A 16685-nucleotide genomic window follows, 5' to 3' on the forward strand; every position below is an offset into this window, starting at 1 on the left:
GGCCGGCGGTCCCGCTGAAGGAGTACTGATGGACGGTCACACTGCCGAACTGCTGGAACTGGACACCCTGGGCGCGACGTTGGCCTTCCACGCGGCCACCCGGCCGGAGAGGACCGCGATCATCTGTGACGGCCGTCGGGTCACCTACGGCCAGTTGCACCGCGAGAGCGACAAGGGTGCCCGCGCACTGTGCAACGCCGGCCTCGGGCAGGGAGAGCGGGTCGCCTTCTTCGGGAGGGAATCAGAGCTCTACTACGAGATCCTCTTCGCCTGCGCGAAGAGCGGGACCGTCCTGGTCCCGGTCAACTGGAGGCTGGCCCCGGACGAGATCGAGTACATCCTCCAGGACGCCGAGACAGCGGTGCTCTTCGTCGAGGAGGAGTTTCTCGGCGTTGTCGAGCGGCTGCGCACAGTCTCAGCCCGGCTGCGGACGGTGGTCCTGCTGGACGGCTCCGCCCCTTCGGGAATCACCTTCGAGGAATGGAAGTCGGGCGGTCCTGGGTCGCTCCCGCTGCCGACCGGCCTCTGCACGGACGATCCGATCGTCCAGCTCTACACCAGCGGGACCACGGGAGCGCCCAAGGGAGCCGTGCTGGCGCACCGCAGCTTCTTCGCAGTCCGGGATTCGCTGGCCCGCGGCGGATTGGACTGGGTCGACTGGAAGCCGGACGACATCAGCCTTGTGGCCATCTCCGCCTCTCATGTGGGGGGCCTCTGGTGGGCCACCCAGGGTTTCAACGCCGGCGTCACCAACGTGACGCTCGGAACCTTCTCCAGCAAGGAGGTGCTGGCTCTCATCAGGGAGCTCGGGGTCACCACCACCTGCGTCGTACCCCAAATGCTGAGGCTGCTCCTGGCCGATCCCGAGGTCAGCGGCGGCGACTTCGTCACACTGCGCAAGGTGGCGTACGGCGGCTCCCCCATGTCGAAGGAACTGTTGCTCCGCTGCATGGAGATGATGGACTGCGACTTCGTCCAGTTCTACGGTCTCACCGAGACGGGCAACACCGTGGTGTGCCTGCCACCGTCCGACCACGGTCCGGGCGCGGCCCCGCCGGAAGCCGCCGGACGCGCCTACCCGGGCTTCGAGGTGAAGATCACGGATCCGGCGGGCGGCGTCCTTCCCCACGGGGAAAAGGGCGAGGTTCGGGTCAGGACGCCGGGGCTCATGGTCGAATACTGGCGTTTGCCCGAGGCGACCGCGAGCACCGTCCGCGACGAGTGGATACGGACCGGCGACGCGGGCCATCTCGACGAGACCGGTTATCTCTTCATCGAGGACCGCATCAAGAACATGATCATCCGGGCGGGGGAGAACATCTACCCCGCCGAGATCGAGAAGGCACTCGACGCACACCCGTCCGTCGCCGAAGCCGCGGTCGTCGGCATCCCGGATGAGCGGTGGGGGGAGGCGGTGTACGCCTTCGTCTCCCTTCACCCCCTGCTGGAGGCAAGCCCGCAAGAACTCAGGGTGTTTCTGAGAGGGCGAATCGCCGACTTCAAGATTCCCACCCGGTTCGAGTTCGTCGACAAGATACCCCGCAACCCCACGGGGAAGATCCTCCACCGCACCCTGCGGGACCAGTTCTGGGAGGCGCGGGACAAGAAGGTCAACTGACGGACATCACGGGTCGATCGGCCCCACGGAGGCATGGCCCCCGGCACCCGCAGAAATCGAGCAAGGAATACGTGCGACAAGGAGTACGTGTGATGACTGTCACCGACAACACCGAGGTGGTGCTGCGGTTCTTCGAGAACTTCAGCGCGGGGAACGCGGAGGCGGCGTTCGCCCTGCTGGATGAGCAGGCGGAGTGGTGGATAACGGGCCGGCCCGACCAGTTCCCCCTCGCCGGCACCTACGACAAAACCCGGCTCCTCCAGATGCTGGGCACAGTCGGACAGGCCATGCCGAACGGCGTCGATCTCAAGGTCACCTCCACCACGGCACAGGACGACCGGGTCGTGGTGGAAGCCGAGAGTCGGGGTGTCTCCGCCACCGGCAGGGTCTACGACAACCGGATCATCTACGCCTGCCAGCTGCGCGGCGACAAGATCCTGCACGTCCGGGAGTATTTCGACACCATCCATGCCAAAGACGTACTGGTGACGAAGTAGGTTTCCCTCCTGGCGGCGCGCCCGATGGCGGGGCACCCCCCGGACCGGATGGCGAACAGGGCTTTGCGCACCCTGGTACCGCACGGGACACGGTGGCGTGGGACGCGGAAGCCTCCCGGAGGCACCTCGCACATCCGCGCACCGGACGCGGGCCGGTCGGAGCCCGGAGCAGATCCGCTCCTGGCTCCACCGCTGTGCGAGGTGGTCCTGAATGAAGCCCCGCGGCCCGGAATCCTGGCGTCCCCTCACAGCGCCGCCGTTCCCCTGACGCGTCGGCCTCGTACAGGCCTCGGCCTCCACTCGCGCACCTCTTGAGCCGGGATGTCTCGAAGAACACCGGAAGCCCGCTGTCCACGTTCCGTATCCGAAGCGCATGGTTTGCTCGCAGTGCTGTGGATCCCAACCCACCGGCGCCGACCACGTCGTCGACGGCGCTTTAGTCAAAACTGTCTAGTTGCTGATCAACCTGGCGGGTCCGGTCGGGATCGGCCGGGGTGGCGACGTCGCATCCTGTATGGCGTCCGTCCCGGTCGGCCGTGTATCGGCAGGCCGGGACGCACGCCGAATGCAGTGGCACGCCTGTTGGGCGGAGCATGGCGAGTCGTCACTGAGCCGCTGACGTACTTCAGTCCGGGCTCCGGGCCTTGTGATCAGACACCTGCGTACGTCGAGCAGAACCGGCCTGTGCCGTGCGGCAGAGCGGGCTTCGCCCGCCTCCGTCGCCGAAGGTGAGCCCGGGGTCGTCGGCCGGACAGAGCCGCACCCAGGCGAGACCGGCCGACCCGGGGCGTCATACTTCTCGGGGTTTGTCGTCTCCCAGGACCAGGGCCACGAGATCCTCTGCATCCATCGTGTCGACGGATCCGCTCTCTGGCACCGGGTCGGGCTCTTCCCCACCTGTGCCGGCGAGCCGCAGCAGCTGATCCACCAGCCCGGCCTGCTGCAGTCGGGCCAGGGGAACGGATGCCAGGACTCTGCGAACCGCCGCTTCCCGCGGATCCTCGGCAGTGGTACCGCCGTCCACGGCGTCCACGGAACCGAGCCGGTCCCGCAGATGCCGGCTGAGCGCGGCTGGGGTCGGATAGTCGAACACCAGGGTGGCGGTCAGTCGCAGGCCGGTGGCCGCGACAAGCCGGTTGCGCAGTTCGACCGCGGTCAGCGAGTCGAACCCCACCTCCTGCAAGGCCCGGTCCGGTTCGATGTCCTTGGCCGAGGTGTGTCCGAGTACGGCGGCGACGTGGCTGCGGACCAGGTCCAACAACGTCCGCTCTTGCTCGGGTTCGTTCATTCCCGTGAGTTGTCGTACCAGTCCAGCCGTCGCGGTGTCGGTGCCGAGACGGGCGGTGGGCCGGGCGGGCCCGCGGACGAGTCCGCGCAGCAGGGCAGGCGCGGTGTCTCCCTGGGTACGGGACGCGGCACGCAGTCCGGCCAGGTCCAGCTGCACCGGGACGAGCAAGGCGTCGTCCCGCCCGAGGGCCAGGTCGAACAGGGCCAGTGCCTCCGGGGTGGGCATCAGGTTTATGCCACCGCGGTCCAGCCGAACCAGATCGGCCTGCTTCAGACGGTCGGGTACGGTGTCGGCCCACAGCCCCCAGGCCAGCGAGGTTCCCGGCAGACCCTGGGCCTGCCGGTACCGTGCCAGTCCGTCCAGGAACGTGTTCGCTGCCCCGTAGTTGCCCTGCCCCGGCCAGCCGAGGACCGACGCCGCGGAGGAGAACAGCACGAAGGCGGCCAGGCCGGTGTCGGCCGTCAGCTCATGCAGATGCCACGCCGCGTCGGCCTTCGGCCGCATCACCGCCTTCATCCGGCCGGGCGTCAGCGACGCGGTCACCCCGTCGTCCAGCAGGCCCGCGGCATGCAGCACCGCGGTCAACGGGCGGCCCTCCCGCGCGATCCGCTCCAGCAGTCCGGCCAGCGCGTCACGGTCTCCCACATCACAGGCGGTGACCGTGACCGTCGCGCCGGCTTCCCGCAGCTCACCGGCCAGCTCCGTCGCGCCGGGTGCCTCCGGACCGCTGCGGCTGGCCAGCATCAGATGCCGGACACCATGTCCAGCGACCAGATGACGGGCCAGCAAGCCGCCCAGAGCCCCTGTCCCGCCCGTGATGAGTACGGTCCCGTCCGGATCCAGGCCGACCGGCACGCGCAGCACGATCTTCCCGGTGTGACGGGCCTGGCTCATGAACCGGAACGCTTCCGGAGCACGGCGCAGATCCCGCACCGTCACCGGCAGAGCATCCAGAACGCCCCCTTGCAGCAGCCCCACCACCTCGGCGAGTACCTCGCCGATCCGGCCCTCTCCTGCCTGATCGAGGTCGAGTGCCTGGCAGATGACGCCGGGGTGGGTCTCTCCAACGCCGCCGGCGTCCCGGAGGTCGGTCTTGCCCATCTCGATGAACCGGCCGCCTCGGGGCAGCAGCCTCAGGGAGGCATCCACCAGATCACCGGTCAGGCAGTTGAGCACGATGTCCACGCCGTGGCCGTCGGTGGCTGCCATCACCCGCTGCTCGAACTCGGCGCTGCGCGACGTGGCGACATGAGCGGCGTCCAGGCCCATCCCGGCCAGCACCCCGTGCTTGCCGGGACCGGCCGTGGCGAACACCTCCAGGCCCAGATGGCGCGCGATCGTCACAGCGGCCATCCCCACCCCGCCGGTGGCGGCATGGATCAACACCCGCTCCCCGGGACGTGCCCGAGCCAGATCCACCAGCGCGTACCAGGCCGTCGTGAACGCCACCGGGACCGAAGCAGCCCGGACGAACGACCAGCCTGCCGGGAGTGGAACCAGCAACCGCTGATCGGTCACGGCAACCGGACCGAACCCGCCCTCCAGCATCCCCAGCACACGATCGCCCGGGGCCAGACCTTCGACCCCGGGCCCGGTCTCCAGCACCACACCCGCGCCCTCGTCGCCCACCGGCGCGGCACCGGGGTACATGTCGAGTGCGATCAGCACATCACGGAAGTTCATCCCCGCCGCACGCACCCCCACCCGCACCTGACCGGGCTCCAGTGGGGCGGTGACCTGCGGGCACGGCACCAGCGTGAGACCCTCCAGCGTGCCAGGCGTGCTCGCATCCAGCCGCCATGGACCATCCCCGTCCGGGGGCGTCAAGGCGTCGTTCCCGGCCCTGTACAGCCTCCGCACGTACACCTCGCCCGAGCGCACCGCCAACTCCGGTTCACCGGAACCCAACGCGCGGGCAAGGGCGGCGGCGTCACCGCGGTCCAGGCCCGCACCGTCGAGATCGACCGCCATTAGCCGGTCGGGGTTCTCCGACTGTGTGGAGCGTACAAGCCCCCATATCGCCGCGCCCGCCAGATCCGTCACGCTCTCATCCGCACCGACAGCCATCGCGCCGAGTGTCACCACCACCAAGCGGGAGACCACCAGGTCCGCGTCGGCCAGCCACGCCTGCACCACACTCAGCACTTCCGTCACAGCCGTGTGCGCGGAAGCAGCCCGGTCACGGGTACCCTCGGCCGTGTGCGCCGCAGGTGCGCAGGTCACGGCCACCGCATCGGGAACCGGCACACCCGCGGTGACGGCCTGCGCCAGTGCGGTCAGGTCGGCATACGTGGCGACCTCCATGCCGGCATCGTTCAAACCAGCGGCCACGCCGAGGTCGTCGGGACCTACGACCGCCCATCGCCCCGCTGGAGCCTTGGCGTCGAGCCGTACCCACTTCACCTCGAACAGGTCCTGATGGTGGCCGTCTCCGGCGGCCTCGAGCCGGTTGTCGGAGATCGGCCGCAGGACGATCGATTCCACACTGACCACCGGCGCACCCGTCTCGTCCGTGGCTGTCAGCGACAACACACCATCAGGTGCCCGTCGCAAGCGGACCCGCAGCGTTCGTGCCCCGGACGCATGCAGCGATACCCCGCTCCACGCGAAAGGCAGCAGCACCTGCCGGACGTGGTCGCCACCCGACTCGATGTCCTCGCCCGGTCCACGGTCGCCGAGGCCGACGGCCTGCAGGGCCGCGTCCAGGAGCGCCGGGTGGAGCCCGAACTGCGATGCCTGCTCGGCTGTGTCCTCGGGCAGCCGTACCTCCGCGAACACCTCGCCCTCACCCAGCCAGGCCGCGCGCAACCCCTGGAAGACCGGCCCGTACTCGTATCCCCGCGCCGCCAGCCCCTCGTACAGCTCGTCGATCTCCACCGCCGACGCGCTCGGTGGTGGCCAGAGGCCCGATGTCGCCGCCTCCAGCAGCCGGTCCACGGGTTGTGTGGGGGCCAGGGTGCCACCGGCATGGCGCGTCCACATGTGTTCTGCCTCCGTGTCCGCGTGCTCCGGACGCGAATGGACAACCACGCTCCGCCGCCCCGAGGCGTCCTCGGCGCCGACGGCGACCTGCAGCCGCACACCACCACGCTCGGGCAGGATCAGGGGAACCTCCAGGGCGAGATCCTCAATCAGGCCGCATCCGGCCTGATCTCCCGCCCTGATCACGAGATCCACGAACGCCGCGCCCGGCAGCAGGACCACGCCCCGCACCGCATGGTCCGCAAGCCACGGATGGGACTGCAGCGACAACCGGCCGGTGAACACGAATCCCTCCCCGCCGGCCAGATCGATCCCGGTCCCCAGCAAGGGATGCCCCGTCGCGCTCAACCCCAGCGAAGCAACGTCCCCCAGGTCCCCCGCCCCAGGCCGCGGCCAGTACCGTTGCCGCTGGAACGCGTAGGTAGGCAGTTCCACCCGCCGCCCGCCGGCCAGCATCCCGGCCCAGTCCACGGCCACCCCCTGGACATGGACCTCGGCCAGCGACTGCATCCATCGTCTGGGACCGCCGTTGTCGCGCCGCAGGGACCCCGCCACCACGCAGGCGCCCCCCGCCGAGGCCGCTTCGCCCGGTGTGAGGTCTTCCAAGGTTTCCTGGATACCGGCCGTCAGTACGGGGTGCGGAGAGCACTCGATGAATATCCTGTGTCCGGCCGCGGCCAAGCCGCGGATCGCGTCTTCGAAGCACACCGTCCGACGCAGGTTGCCGTACCAGTACTCGGCATCCGCTTCCGGTCCCTGGAGCTGGCCCGGCTCAACAGTGGAGTACATCGGCAGTCGTCCCACCCGGGGCGCCACCGGAGCCAGGGCCTCCACGATCTGTGTGCGGATCACCTCCACCGCGGGCGAATGTGAGGCGTAGTCCACCGGTATCCGCCGGGTCCGGACCCCGGCCTGCGTGCACGCCGCCTCGAACTCCGCAAGTCCGGCCACCTCGCCCGACACCACGACCGTGCCCGGGCCGTTGACCGCAGCGATCGACACCCGGTCCGCGAAGCCACCGGCCAGCAGGTCCTTCACCGAGCCCGTCGGTGCGGCGACCGACATCATCCCGCCGGCGCCGGCCAGCCGGTCCAACGCTCTGCTCCGCAACGCCACGACACGGGCGCCGTCCTCCAGTGACAGCACACCGGCCACACACGCGGCTGCGATCTCCCCCTGACTGTGTCCGACCACCGCGGCAGGTACCACACCCGCCGACTCCCACAGTGCCGCCAGGGACACCATCACGGCCCACAGCACCGGCTGGACCACATCCACCCGTTCCAGACCCGGCGCACCGGTCCCGCCCCGGACCACGTCGAGCAAGGACCACTCCACGAACGGTTCCAGAGCCCGCCCGCACTCCGCCATCGACTCCGCGAATATCGCGGAGGACTCCAGCAACTCCCGGCCCATGCCTGCCCACTGAGACCCCTGGCCGGGGAAGACGAACACCACCCGCTCTCCGGCGCCCGTCGAGCCATGCGCCACGCAGGCAGCCGGCTCACCTGCAGCCAGCGCGCCCAGACCTTGCAGCAACTCCAGCCGGTCCCCGCCGACCACCACTGCCCGGTGCTCGAAGCGCGATCGCGAGGCCACCAGGGACAACCCCACGTCGAGCGGATCCAGCCCGGGATCAGTCTCCACGAACTCCCGCAGACGCTCCGCCTGCGCCTGCAACGCCGCCTCGCTCGTCGCCGACACCACCCAAGGCACCACCGGCAGCGGCTCCAGTGATGCCGCTCCCGCGTTCCCCGCGCCCGTGGCGGGTAGACCGTGATCCCCACCGCCGTCGTCGGCGGCGGCAGGAGCCTCTTCGAGGATCAGATGGGCGTTGGTCCCGCTCATGCCGAACGACGACACTCCAGCACGGCCCGGGTGTCCGGTCTCGGGCCAGGGAACCGACCGCGTCACCGGAGTGACAGCACCGGCCGTCCAGTCCACATGCGGGGTCAGCGGCTCGGCGTACAGGGTGGGCGGCACGGTCCGGTGACGCAGCGCCATCACGGTCTTGATGACGCCCGCGATCCCGGCGGCGGCCTGTGCATGTCCGATGTTGGACTTCACCGATCCGAGGAGCAGCGCCTCCTGGTCCGGGCTCCGCTGCCCGTAGGTGGCCAACAGGGCCTGGGCTTCGATGGGGTCGCCCAGGGGAGTTCCCGTGCCGTGGGCCTCCACCACGTCCACGTCCGACACCGACAGACCCGCGTCCGCCAACGCCTGGCGGATGACCCGCTGCTGTGCCGGGCCGTTGGGTGCGGTCAGTCCGTTCGAGGCGCCGTCCTGGTTGACCGCCGAGCCTCGGACCACAGCCAGCACCGGATGGCCGTGGCGGCGGGCGTCCGAGAGGCGTTCGACCAGCAGAACACCCACACCCTCGGCTATGCCCATCCCGTCCGCGTCCGCTCCGAAGGCCTTGCACCGTCCGTCCGCGGACAGCGCCCGCGCCCGGCTGAATCCCAGGAAGCCGGTCGGGGCGGAAAGCACCGCGGCCCCGCCCGCCAGTGCGAGCGAGCACTCGCCCCGCCGGAGTGCCTGAACCGCGAGGTGCAGGGCCACCAGGGCCGAGGAACAGGCCGTGTCCACCGTGAGTGCGGGCCCCTCCAGCCCCAGCACGTAGGCGACCCGGCCCGACGCGACACTGGCCGTGGTTCCCGCTGTGTAGTAGAGATCGGTGTCCTCGGGTGTGCTGCGGAGCAGCGACGTGTAGTCGAAGGACGTCAGCCCCGTGAACACTCCGGTCAAAGTGCCCTTGAGTGAAAGGGGGTCGAGTCCGGCCCGCTCCAGGGCCTCCCAGGAGACCTCGAGCAGCAGTCGTTGCTGCGGGTCCATGGCGAGGGCTTCGGCCTGCGTGATACCGAAGAACGGGGCGTCGAAGAGGTCCGCGCCGTCGATGAACCCGCCGGCGCGCGCGTAGATCGTGCCAGGACGGTCGGGGTCGGAATCAAGCAGGTGCTCCAGATCCCAGCCCCGGTCGGCCGGGAATCCCTGCACCGCCTCTTTGCCGGAAGCGACGAGTTCCCAGAGGTCCTCCGGAGAGTGCACGCCCCCCGGCAGTCGACAGGCCATGCCCACGATCGCGATCGGCTCGTCACCCGACTGCGGTGCGGGGCCACCCGGTTGAGCCCGCGCATCCCGTGATGGCGAGCCCAGGTATGCGGCGAGGGCCCGTGGTGTCGGGTGGTCGAAGACCATCGTGGACGGCAGCCGCAGGCCGGTGGCCTCGTCGAGAAGGTCGCGCAGGTCCACGGCTGAGAGTGAGTCCATCCCGAGGTCCAGGAACGCCTGGTCCGCCTCGATGGCCCCGGGCCCGGTCAGGCCGAGCACCGTGGCCACGCCCTGCCGCACCAGGTCGAGCAGACCTGGATTGCGCCGGGCATCGGAAACGGCAGCGGACGCCTCGTCGAAAGGAGGATTGATTGCGTCGGCCACTACGGCTCCCGGGCTGTTGAGTCACGGACTACGAATGGCGGGAGTGTCCTGTCGCCGACATGTTCCGTCACACCCTCGGGACTTGTCGGTCGCACGGGTACGTCGAGACAGATTTCCGATCAGGTGGAGAATTCCTTCGGAGAAAGAGCACACGTTTCGGAACAGCACTGATCTCAGGTGCGGCGGGTTGCCCACTCCTTGCTCTGCATGAGGATTGCCGAGGCTGTCGAGCGAGCGCAATATGTACGGCGAGTGACCAGCGGAGGCGAACAGTGATATCTGCTGGGCAGGCCAGGGGGAGGGGTTACGAAAACGGGTCAGGGACAGGGGGTCCTATTTTGTCGCGGGACGCCCGGAAGCCACCTGCCGTGGCAGGTGTTCGGCGCACGCGTCTGATGTCCGGTTCGTGATCAGCTGTGGCCGCGGAGAGCCGGGCGGGCGTCGCGGAGGATGTGGCGGAGGCCGCCCGCTGCGATGCCGGTGGTCCGGAAAAGGTTGTAGGCGCCGATGGCCACGTCACCGTCGTGCACGGCGTGTTGGCGGTCCGCAGTCGGGCTGGTGACGGCGTAGTCGGTTTTGGCGGTCGTCTCGCGGACCCGGGCGCGAGGTCTCACGCGGTGGCGAGCCCTGTCGAGCCGGCCTCTTGACCCGGCGGCGACCGGTTGCACACGGGCGTCACGGCAATGCCCCATGGGGACCAGTCGGGGACCACACGGTACGCGCGATGGCACACGACGGAGCCTCGGACGCACAAATCGCATTCAGGTTAAGTCTGTTGTGTCCAGAAAATACCCCGACCCTCACTCCTGGGGGTCAAGGGGTCGCAGGTTCAAATCCTGTCGTCCCGACTGGAAGTTCCTTCCTGGTCGCAGCTCAAGGGGCCGTGTCAGAGAGATCTGACACGGCCCCTTGATCGTTTCTGGGGGCCTGCTCGTTCGCCCTTGGTGGCTTTGCCGATCAGCCGGGGAGCGGGCGCCGCCGGTCGGGGCATGTGGTGTGGGCGGGCCCGGTCGCTGTCAGCCGGGAGCCACTGCGCGCCCGGTCTGCGGGGAGATCATGCCGGCGCACAGGCCGCGCGCGGCCAGCCCCTGGGCGATCCTCGGGATCGCGGCGAGGGTGTTGGCCGACCAGTCGTGCATGAGGATGACCTGACCGTTGGTGAGCCGCCCGGCGGCGGCCACGATCGCGTCGGTGCTCGCGCCGTTCCAGTCCTGTGAGTCGACGTCCCAAGTGACCTGTGTCAGGCCGTACTTGGTCGCGACCGACCGAACCGTCGCGTTGGTCTCGCCGTACGGGGGCCGGAAGATCCGCGGAATTCCGCCGCCCGCGCCCGCGATGGCCTGCTGGGTCCGGGAGATCTCCGAGTCGATCTGCGCCTGGCTCAGTTGGGTGAGGTGGGGGTGCGTGTAGCTGTGGTTGCCCACCCACATCCTGGCGGACACCTGGGCCCGTACCTGGGTCGGGTTGGCGGCGGCGTACTGGCCCTCGTTGAACATCGTGGCCCGAAGCCCGTTCCGGGTGAGGGAGTTGAGCAGGGCGGGGGTGTTGCCGGACGGGCCGTCGTCGAAGGTGAGCCCGACGTACCCGGTGCAGGCGGCGGCGCGCGCCGGAGCGGTGTCGACGGCCAGGGCGCCCGCGGCGGCCAGCGTGACGACGGCCGATGCGGCGACCAGGGGACGGAGCGCGAGGCCTTTCATGAGCGCACCGTGATGTTGGAGTTGCCGCTGCTCTGATAGCCCTCGGTCGCCATGATCATGTAGTAGCGGAAGCTGCCGAGAGGCATTCCGGCGCGGGCCCAGGCGTCGAAGTGGTTGCCGGTGGTGATGGTGCCGCCGGTCCGCTTCGACTGCCGCACGCTCCAGTACTGGTCGAAGGTACGAGTGCCTTCGACGGACGGGGCGTTGTACCGCGTCGTCTTGTAGATGTCGTACGTGCCGCCGTCGCTGGTGACGGTGCCCTTGTACGTTCCGGTGGGCCGGTAGGTGCCCCAGTTGTCGACGATGTAGTACTCGACGAGGGGGTTGGACGTCCACCCGTAGAGCGCCAGATAGGCGTTCCCGGACGGGTTGAAGCTGCCCGAGTAGGTCACGCTCCTGCGGCCACCGTTGCTCCAGCCCTTGCCGGCGACGAAGTTCCCGGTGTTCCTCCAGGACGTGCCGTAGTTCCCGCCGGAGCCCAGGGTCATGGAGACCGTGCCCGGCGCGTCCGTCCAGAACGAGTAGTAGTACCCGTTGTTGGTTCCGGTCTGGTTGGTGGTGATGACGGTGTCGGCGTGCGCGGTGTCCGGCAGGGCCAGCGCGAGCACGGCGACGAGCGCCGTGGCGCAGGCACTCCCGACGAGCAGCCTGAAGCGGCTGAACGGTCTGCGGTACGTGCGGTGGGCGGCTGTCGGCGCGAGTGCGGGTGCGGGTGTGGCGTTCATGTGCGTGCTTCCTCCTCGTCATCGTGCAGGCGATGGGGGTCCCAACGGCGACAGTGTTGGTATGGCCCCTTCAACTGTCAATAGTTTCGGCATTTGATCCGAAACATTCGATCACGTGAGGGTCTTTCAGAGGGCTCGTGTGCCCAGGTCGCCGCCTCGGTGGGGAAGGGTGAGTCGATTTGGTCGCGGATGCGCGCGCACGCAAGATCAGATGCTGACTCAGGAAGGCTCCGAATGTTTCGAAGCGCTTTCCGGTCGTATCCGTCCCCCTGGGACGCGGTCAGGCGGGCTGCCACAGTTCGATCCGGTTGCCCTCGGGATCGGTGACCCAGCCGAATCGACCGACGCCCTCCATGTCCTGCGTCTCTTCGGCCACGTCCGCTCCCTTGGCGCGCAGTTGCGCGAGCATCGCGTCGAGGTCGCGGACCCGGAAGTTGAGCATGGACTGCTGGGCGCGGGACCCGAAGTAGTCCGTCTCGGACTCGAACGTCGCGAACACCGTCGGCCCGGCTCCCTGACGCCACAGGCCATGCTCATCGGCGTCCAGGCCCAGGCAGTCGCGGTACCACGCGCCCAGGGCCGCCGGGTCTGCGGCCCGCATGAAATATCCACCGATTCCCAGCACACGTTCCATGCCGCCATCGTGCCAGGACGGCGATCGACAGGGTCGGCACCACACCATCGCCCGCCTCACCCACCCTCCCCGTCTCCGTCGCGGGGGAACTCCGCGGGTCTGTAACAGCCGTCCATCGTTTCCGATCGACGGCGGTGACACGACGGCCGGGCCACTGTTACACGCCGTTGGTTTCTTGGCGCACGTTCCACTTCCCCTGAGCGAAATGAGGAGCTGTGCGTACGAGATACAGCCTGACCAGGCTGGCGCTCACGGCGACGGCCACCGGCGTGCTGGCGTTGAGCGCGCCGGCCGTCGCCCTGGCGGCGGCGGTCACCGGCCCGACGCCCGTGTCCCCGGCCCCGTCCCCGGGTTCGGTCACCGCCCTGGACACGTCCGCCACGAAGTCGACGCTCGTCGACATCCCCGAGAAGAGCCCGGTGACCGCGTCCCAGTGGGCCGACGTCACCAAGCTCGCCAAGCAGCGGCACGCCCTGGTCACGCTGTACGACCAGGGCACCAAGAAGCCCGTGATCGTGCTTCCGGCGGACACGCCCACGACCCAGCGGGTGTCCACGCTGTCCGTGGGGGACGACGCCGCCTCCGGTGACCCCGCCTCCGGTGACTCCGCCTCCGGTGACTCCGCCTCCTCCACCTCCGCCACGGTCTCCGGCGTCAAGGCCGAGGTCAAGGTCAGCAAGTTCACGACCAAGCGGATCGACCAGATCTCCAACACCCTCACGGCCCGCAAGTGGGACCAGAACGCCGTGCGTTACGGGTTCGCGGTCCACTACGACGCCAAGACCGACAAGGTCGCCTTCGTGTCCGACGCGCCCCAGGACGTGACGGACGCGGCCAGGAAGACCTTCCCGGCGGACGTCGAGGTGATCGAGGGGCACGTCAAGCCCCTGCAGGTCGACCGGTTCCTGGACGTCCCGGCGTACTACTCCGGGCTCTCGCTCATCAACACCAACGGCGGGCTCTGCACGGCCGGCCCCGCCTTCTGGTCCTACCCGGACGGTGCCGAGCACTACACGGCCAAGATGGTCACCGCCGCGCACTGCGGATCGGTCAGCTCGCTCTTCCACAACTACAAGTGGAACCGCGGTTATGTGGGCACGGTCGACCACCGCGACACCGGGTCGGACACCGAGGACATCATGTACAGCCACAACATCGGTGACGGTGACGGCGGGTGCTCGCACGGCGAGATCCGCTGCTACAGCTACCACATGTTCACGGGCGGCACCTCGACGAGTTCGTCCGATGCCGCGGTGGTGTCCTGGCAGGAGCCGGAGGTGGGCGACACCGGTCTCCACGTCAGCGGGCAGACCACCTACCAGTGGGGCGGAAACGTCGTCACGAACACCAACTTCCGGACCTGCTACAAGAACACCGACGTCTGCATCAGGAACGGCGGCTTCCTGATGCGGCACTACAACAACGGGTGGGACAACAAGACGGCCCAGCCGGGCGACTCCGGCGGCCCCATCTACAAGGACAAGACCGACTTCACCGGCGCGAGGGACGCCTGGCCGGTCCAGGTCATGGGCATCGTCTCGGGCGGCTACAGCGAGTGCGACCGCTGCAGCAACCACCCCGTCAACTACACCGTGGGCATCGACATCGAGTGGGTCCGCATCGCGTCCAACAACTACGAAATCATGACCTATCAGAACCGCAACGGCTTCTAGGGCCTGCTGCCCGGCCCCAGCCGCGTAGACCCACTCGCGGATCACCGGTCAACACCGGTCAACACCGGTCAACACCGGTCAGGGAGGGATGCCGCCCCCCATTCGGCATCCCTCCCTTCCCCCTCCTCTCCTGCGCAACGGAGCTCGACCATGCCTCGCTCGACCATGCCCCAAGACCCCCGGACCTCCCGCACGACGGCCCCCATGAACGAGAACGCATCGCCCGGCGAGCACGTCGGCATCAGGTTCGGTCGCTGGCTGGGCGGTGGCATCGCCTACATCGGGCCCATCGCCGCGGTGGGCGGCCTGCTGCTCGCCGCGGCCTATCTGATCAGCGGCTGGCAGATCAGCGTGACCGGGGCCAAGATGACGGAGCAGTCGTTCGCCTGGACCCACGCCGACAGCTGGGCCGCGCTGATGCTCCGCTCCGGCGTCTCGGCGCTCGGGTTCCTGGTCCCGGCCATCGCCGCGTACGTCGCCTACGGCATGGCGGGCCGGCCGGCGCTGATTCCCGGAGTGGTCGGCGGGCTGGTCGCCATGGACGTGGAGAGCGGCTTCCTCGGCGGGCTGGCCGCCGGCCTCGTCGCCGGCGCGCTCACCGTGGCACTGGCGCGGATCCGTGTACCCCACGCGCTGCGCGACGTCTTCGACGACGTGGCCGTACCCCTGGTCTCCGCCCTGGTCGTGTCGGTCCTGATGTTCGCGCTGGTCAGGGAGTGGCTGGCCGACCTGGAGACCGGCATGAACGACATGCTGACCAGCCTGACGGAGGGCAGCGCCCTCGTGATGGGCCTGGTGATCGGCGCGCTGGTCTGCTCCGACCTGGGTGGCCCGATCAGCAAGATCACGTTCGGTTTCGTCGCCGGCGGGATGAGCGTCGCCAACTCGTACAACCTGGGCCTCGTGGCCGCCATGGTGGCGGCCGGCATGGTTCCCGCGCTGGGCATGTCGCTGGCGACGATGGTGCGACGCAAGGCGTTCCGCCCCGCCGACCGGCAGTACGGCAAGGTCGCGTGGCTGCTGGGCCTGGCCGGGGTGTCCGAGGGCGCGATCCCCTTCGCGGCGGCCGACCCCCTGCGGGTGCTCCCGGCCTCCATGGCGGGCGGCGCGGTCACCGGCGTCCTGACGATGGCGTTCGGCAGCACGCAGAAGGCCCTGTACGGCGGGTTCTTCGCGGCCGGCGAGATCGGCGGCCTGCTGCTCTACGTGGTGGCCGTCGCCGCGGGTGTCCTGGTCACGGCCGCGACGGCCGTCGCGCTCAAGAGCCTCGGCAAGCAGCCCGCGACGAGCACCGCGAGCCCCGCGGTCAAGGCCGGGGGCAAGGCTGGAGTCAAGACCCGGGTCAAGGCACGCCGGAAGGTCTCCCTGGCCCGCTGAGCACACCCGACCACAGCGGGACGGATCGCGACGGATCAAGGAGCCGCCATGTCTCCGGCCGAGGTAATGGAGGATCCGGAAGGGCCGGAAGGGCCGCGCGCAAAGCAGTCCGAGCAGTCCAACCAGTCCACGTCGTGCCGTCCACGGCTCCGCGCCCGGCTCGCCGCGATACCGGCCGTACTCCTCGGTCTCACCGTCGGCAGCCTCACCATCGGCGGGGCGTTCTCCGCCCTCGCCCACGCCGCCGGGAACTGCGAGAACGGGCCCGGCCCGAGGCCCGCCGCCCAGTGCCCGGCGAAGCCGCCGGCGCGCGGACGGCAGCCGTCCCAGGTCTCCGACCAGCAGTGGCGTGGCGCCCTGGGCGCGGCCGACTTCTGGAACGCGCACGTCCCGGGACAGGCCTGGCCCGTCAGCCCGGACCCCCACGCACGAGGCTGGTACCCCGTCGAGACCGGTGCCCGGCCCGGTCACCAGCGGCACGCCATCTACTACGGGGGCGTCTTCCCGGACCGGGAGCACCGGGTCCAGCACCTGGAGGAGTCCCATCACGTCCCGGCGAACCAGGCCAGCGGCTCGAACGACGTCTACCGCGAGTACGACGTCAACGCCCGGGCCGGCCACACCGCCCCCCGGGGCGCGGAACGCATCGTCCGCAACGTCCGCACCCACCACGTCTACGCGACGTTCGACCACTGCGGGTCATTCCACTACCTGGGCCACTGGTAGCCGAAGAGGCCGCCTTTCCCCCTCACCACCTCCCTC

At 69.3% G+C, this 16685-nt stretch carries 9 protein-coding genes and 1 pseudogene; 5 read left to right on the plus strand and 5 right to left on the minus strand.

The window, feature by feature from the left end; translation table 11 throughout:
* Positions 1 to 28 precede the first annotated feature (28 nt).
* Positions 29 to 1618 carry a long-chain-fatty-acid--CoA ligase gene (locus tag OG352_RS36395; protein ID WP_329222764.1) on the plus strand — a complete coding sequence of 530 codons (1590 nt, stop codon included), beginning with the start codon at positions 29 to 31 and terminating at the stop codon, positions 1616 to 1618.
* 92 nt (positions 1619 to 1710) lie between these two features.
* A complete protein-coding gene (locus OG352_RS36400; RefSeq protein ID WP_329222766.1) occupies positions 1711 to 2115 on the plus strand; it encodes a nuclear transport factor 2 family protein in 405 nt (134 codons plus the stop codon).
* 790 nt (positions 2116 to 2905) lie between these two features.
* Here OG352_RS36400 and OG352_RS36405 read toward each other — a convergent pair.
* From OG352_RS36405 to OG352_RS36425, 5 genes and pseudogenes are all read right to left on the minus strand, one after another.
* A pseudogene (locus OG352_RS36405) lies at positions 2906 to 9769 on the minus strand (SDR family NAD(P)-dependent oxidoreductase); the annotation flags it as partial.
* A 458-nt stretch (positions 9770 to 10227) separates the two neighbouring features.
* Entirely contained in the window at positions 10228 to 10431 is a 204-nt protein-coding gene (locus OG352_RS36410) for a hypothetical protein (RefSeq protein WP_329222770.1), read from the minus strand.
* A 402-nt stretch (positions 10432 to 10833) separates the two neighbouring features.
* Complete coding sequence (locus OG352_RS36415) at positions 10834 to 11514, minus strand: polysaccharide deacetylase family protein (protein WP_329222772.1); 681 nt, start codon at positions 11512 to 11514, stop codon at positions 10834 to 10836.
* On the minus strand, positions 11511 to 12239 hold the full coding sequence (locus OG352_RS36420; protein ID WP_329222774.1) for a glycoside hydrolase family 11 protein: 729 nt from the start codon (positions 12237 to 12239) through the stop codon (positions 11511 to 11513). Before OG352_RS36420 ends, OG352_RS36415 begins: the two co-directional genes overlap by 4 nt.
* A gap of 280 nt (positions 12240 to 12519) precedes the next feature.
* On the minus strand, positions 12520 to 12873 hold the full coding sequence (locus OG352_RS36425; RefSeq protein ID WP_329222776.1) for a VOC family protein: 354 nt from the start codon (positions 12871 to 12873) through the stop codon (positions 12520 to 12522).
* A 215-nt stretch (positions 12874 to 13088) separates the two neighbouring features.
* On the opposite strand from OG352_RS36425, the gene OG352_RS36430 reads away from it, so the two are divergent.
* The 3 genes from OG352_RS36430 (at position 13089) to OG352_RS36440 (ending at position 16649) form a co-directional block, all read left to right on the plus strand.
* On the plus strand, positions 13089 to 14546 hold the full coding sequence (locus OG352_RS36430) for a hypothetical protein (protein WP_329222778.1): 1458 nt from the start codon (positions 13089 to 13091) through the stop codon (positions 14544 to 14546).
* Between the two features lie 204 nt (positions 14547 to 14750).
* The gene (locus OG352_RS36435; RefSeq protein ID WP_329222779.1) at positions 14751 to 15923 is read left to right on the plus strand and encodes a PTS fructose transporter subunit IIC; all 1173 of its coding nucleotides are present in this window, start codon (positions 14751 to 14753) and stop codon (positions 15921 to 15923) included.
* Positions 15924 to 15971: 48 nt separating this feature from the next.
* Complete coding sequence (locus tag OG352_RS36440) at positions 15972 to 16649, plus strand: ribonuclease domain-containing protein (protein ID WP_329222780.1); 678 nt, start codon at positions 15972 to 15974, stop codon at positions 16647 to 16649.
* Positions 16650 to 16685: the final 36 nt, after the last annotated feature.

It is taken from the genome of Streptomyces sp. NBC_01485 (assembly GCF_036227125.1).
GTDB lineage: Bacteria > Actinomycetota > Actinomycetes > Streptomycetales > Streptomycetaceae > Streptomyces.

What these genes read in the sequence shown, in the direction of transcription:
- OG352_RS36400 (WP_329222766.1), top strand. Translation starts at nt 1,711, where the DNA reads ATGACTGTCACCGACAACACCGAGGTGGTGCTGCGGTTCTTCGAGAAC.
- OG352_RS36425 (WP_329222776.1), bottom strand. Translation starts at nt 12,873, where the DNA reads ATGGAACGTGTGCTGGGAATCGGTGGATATTTCATGCGGGCCGCAGAC.
- OG352_RS36420 (WP_329222774.1), bottom strand. Translation starts at nt 12,239, where the DNA reads ATGAACGCCACACCCGCACCCGCACTCGCGCCGACAGCCGCCCACCGC.
- OG352_RS36435 (WP_329222779.1), top strand. Translation starts at nt 14,751, where the DNA reads ATGAACGAGAACGCATCGCCCGGCGAGCACGTCGGCATCAGGTTCGGT.
- OG352_RS36440 (WP_329222780.1), top strand. Translation starts at nt 15,972, where the DNA reads ATGTCTCCGGCCGAGGTAATGGAGGATCCGGAAGGGCCGGAAGGGCCG.
- OG352_RS36415 (WP_329222772.1), bottom strand. Translation starts at nt 11,514, where the DNA reads ATGAAAGGCCTCGCGCTCCGTCCCCTGGTCGCCGCATCGGCCGTCGTC.
- OG352_RS36395 (WP_329222764.1), top strand. Translation starts at nt 29, where the DNA reads ATGGACGGTCACACTGCCGAACTGCTGGAACTGGACACCCTGGGCGCG.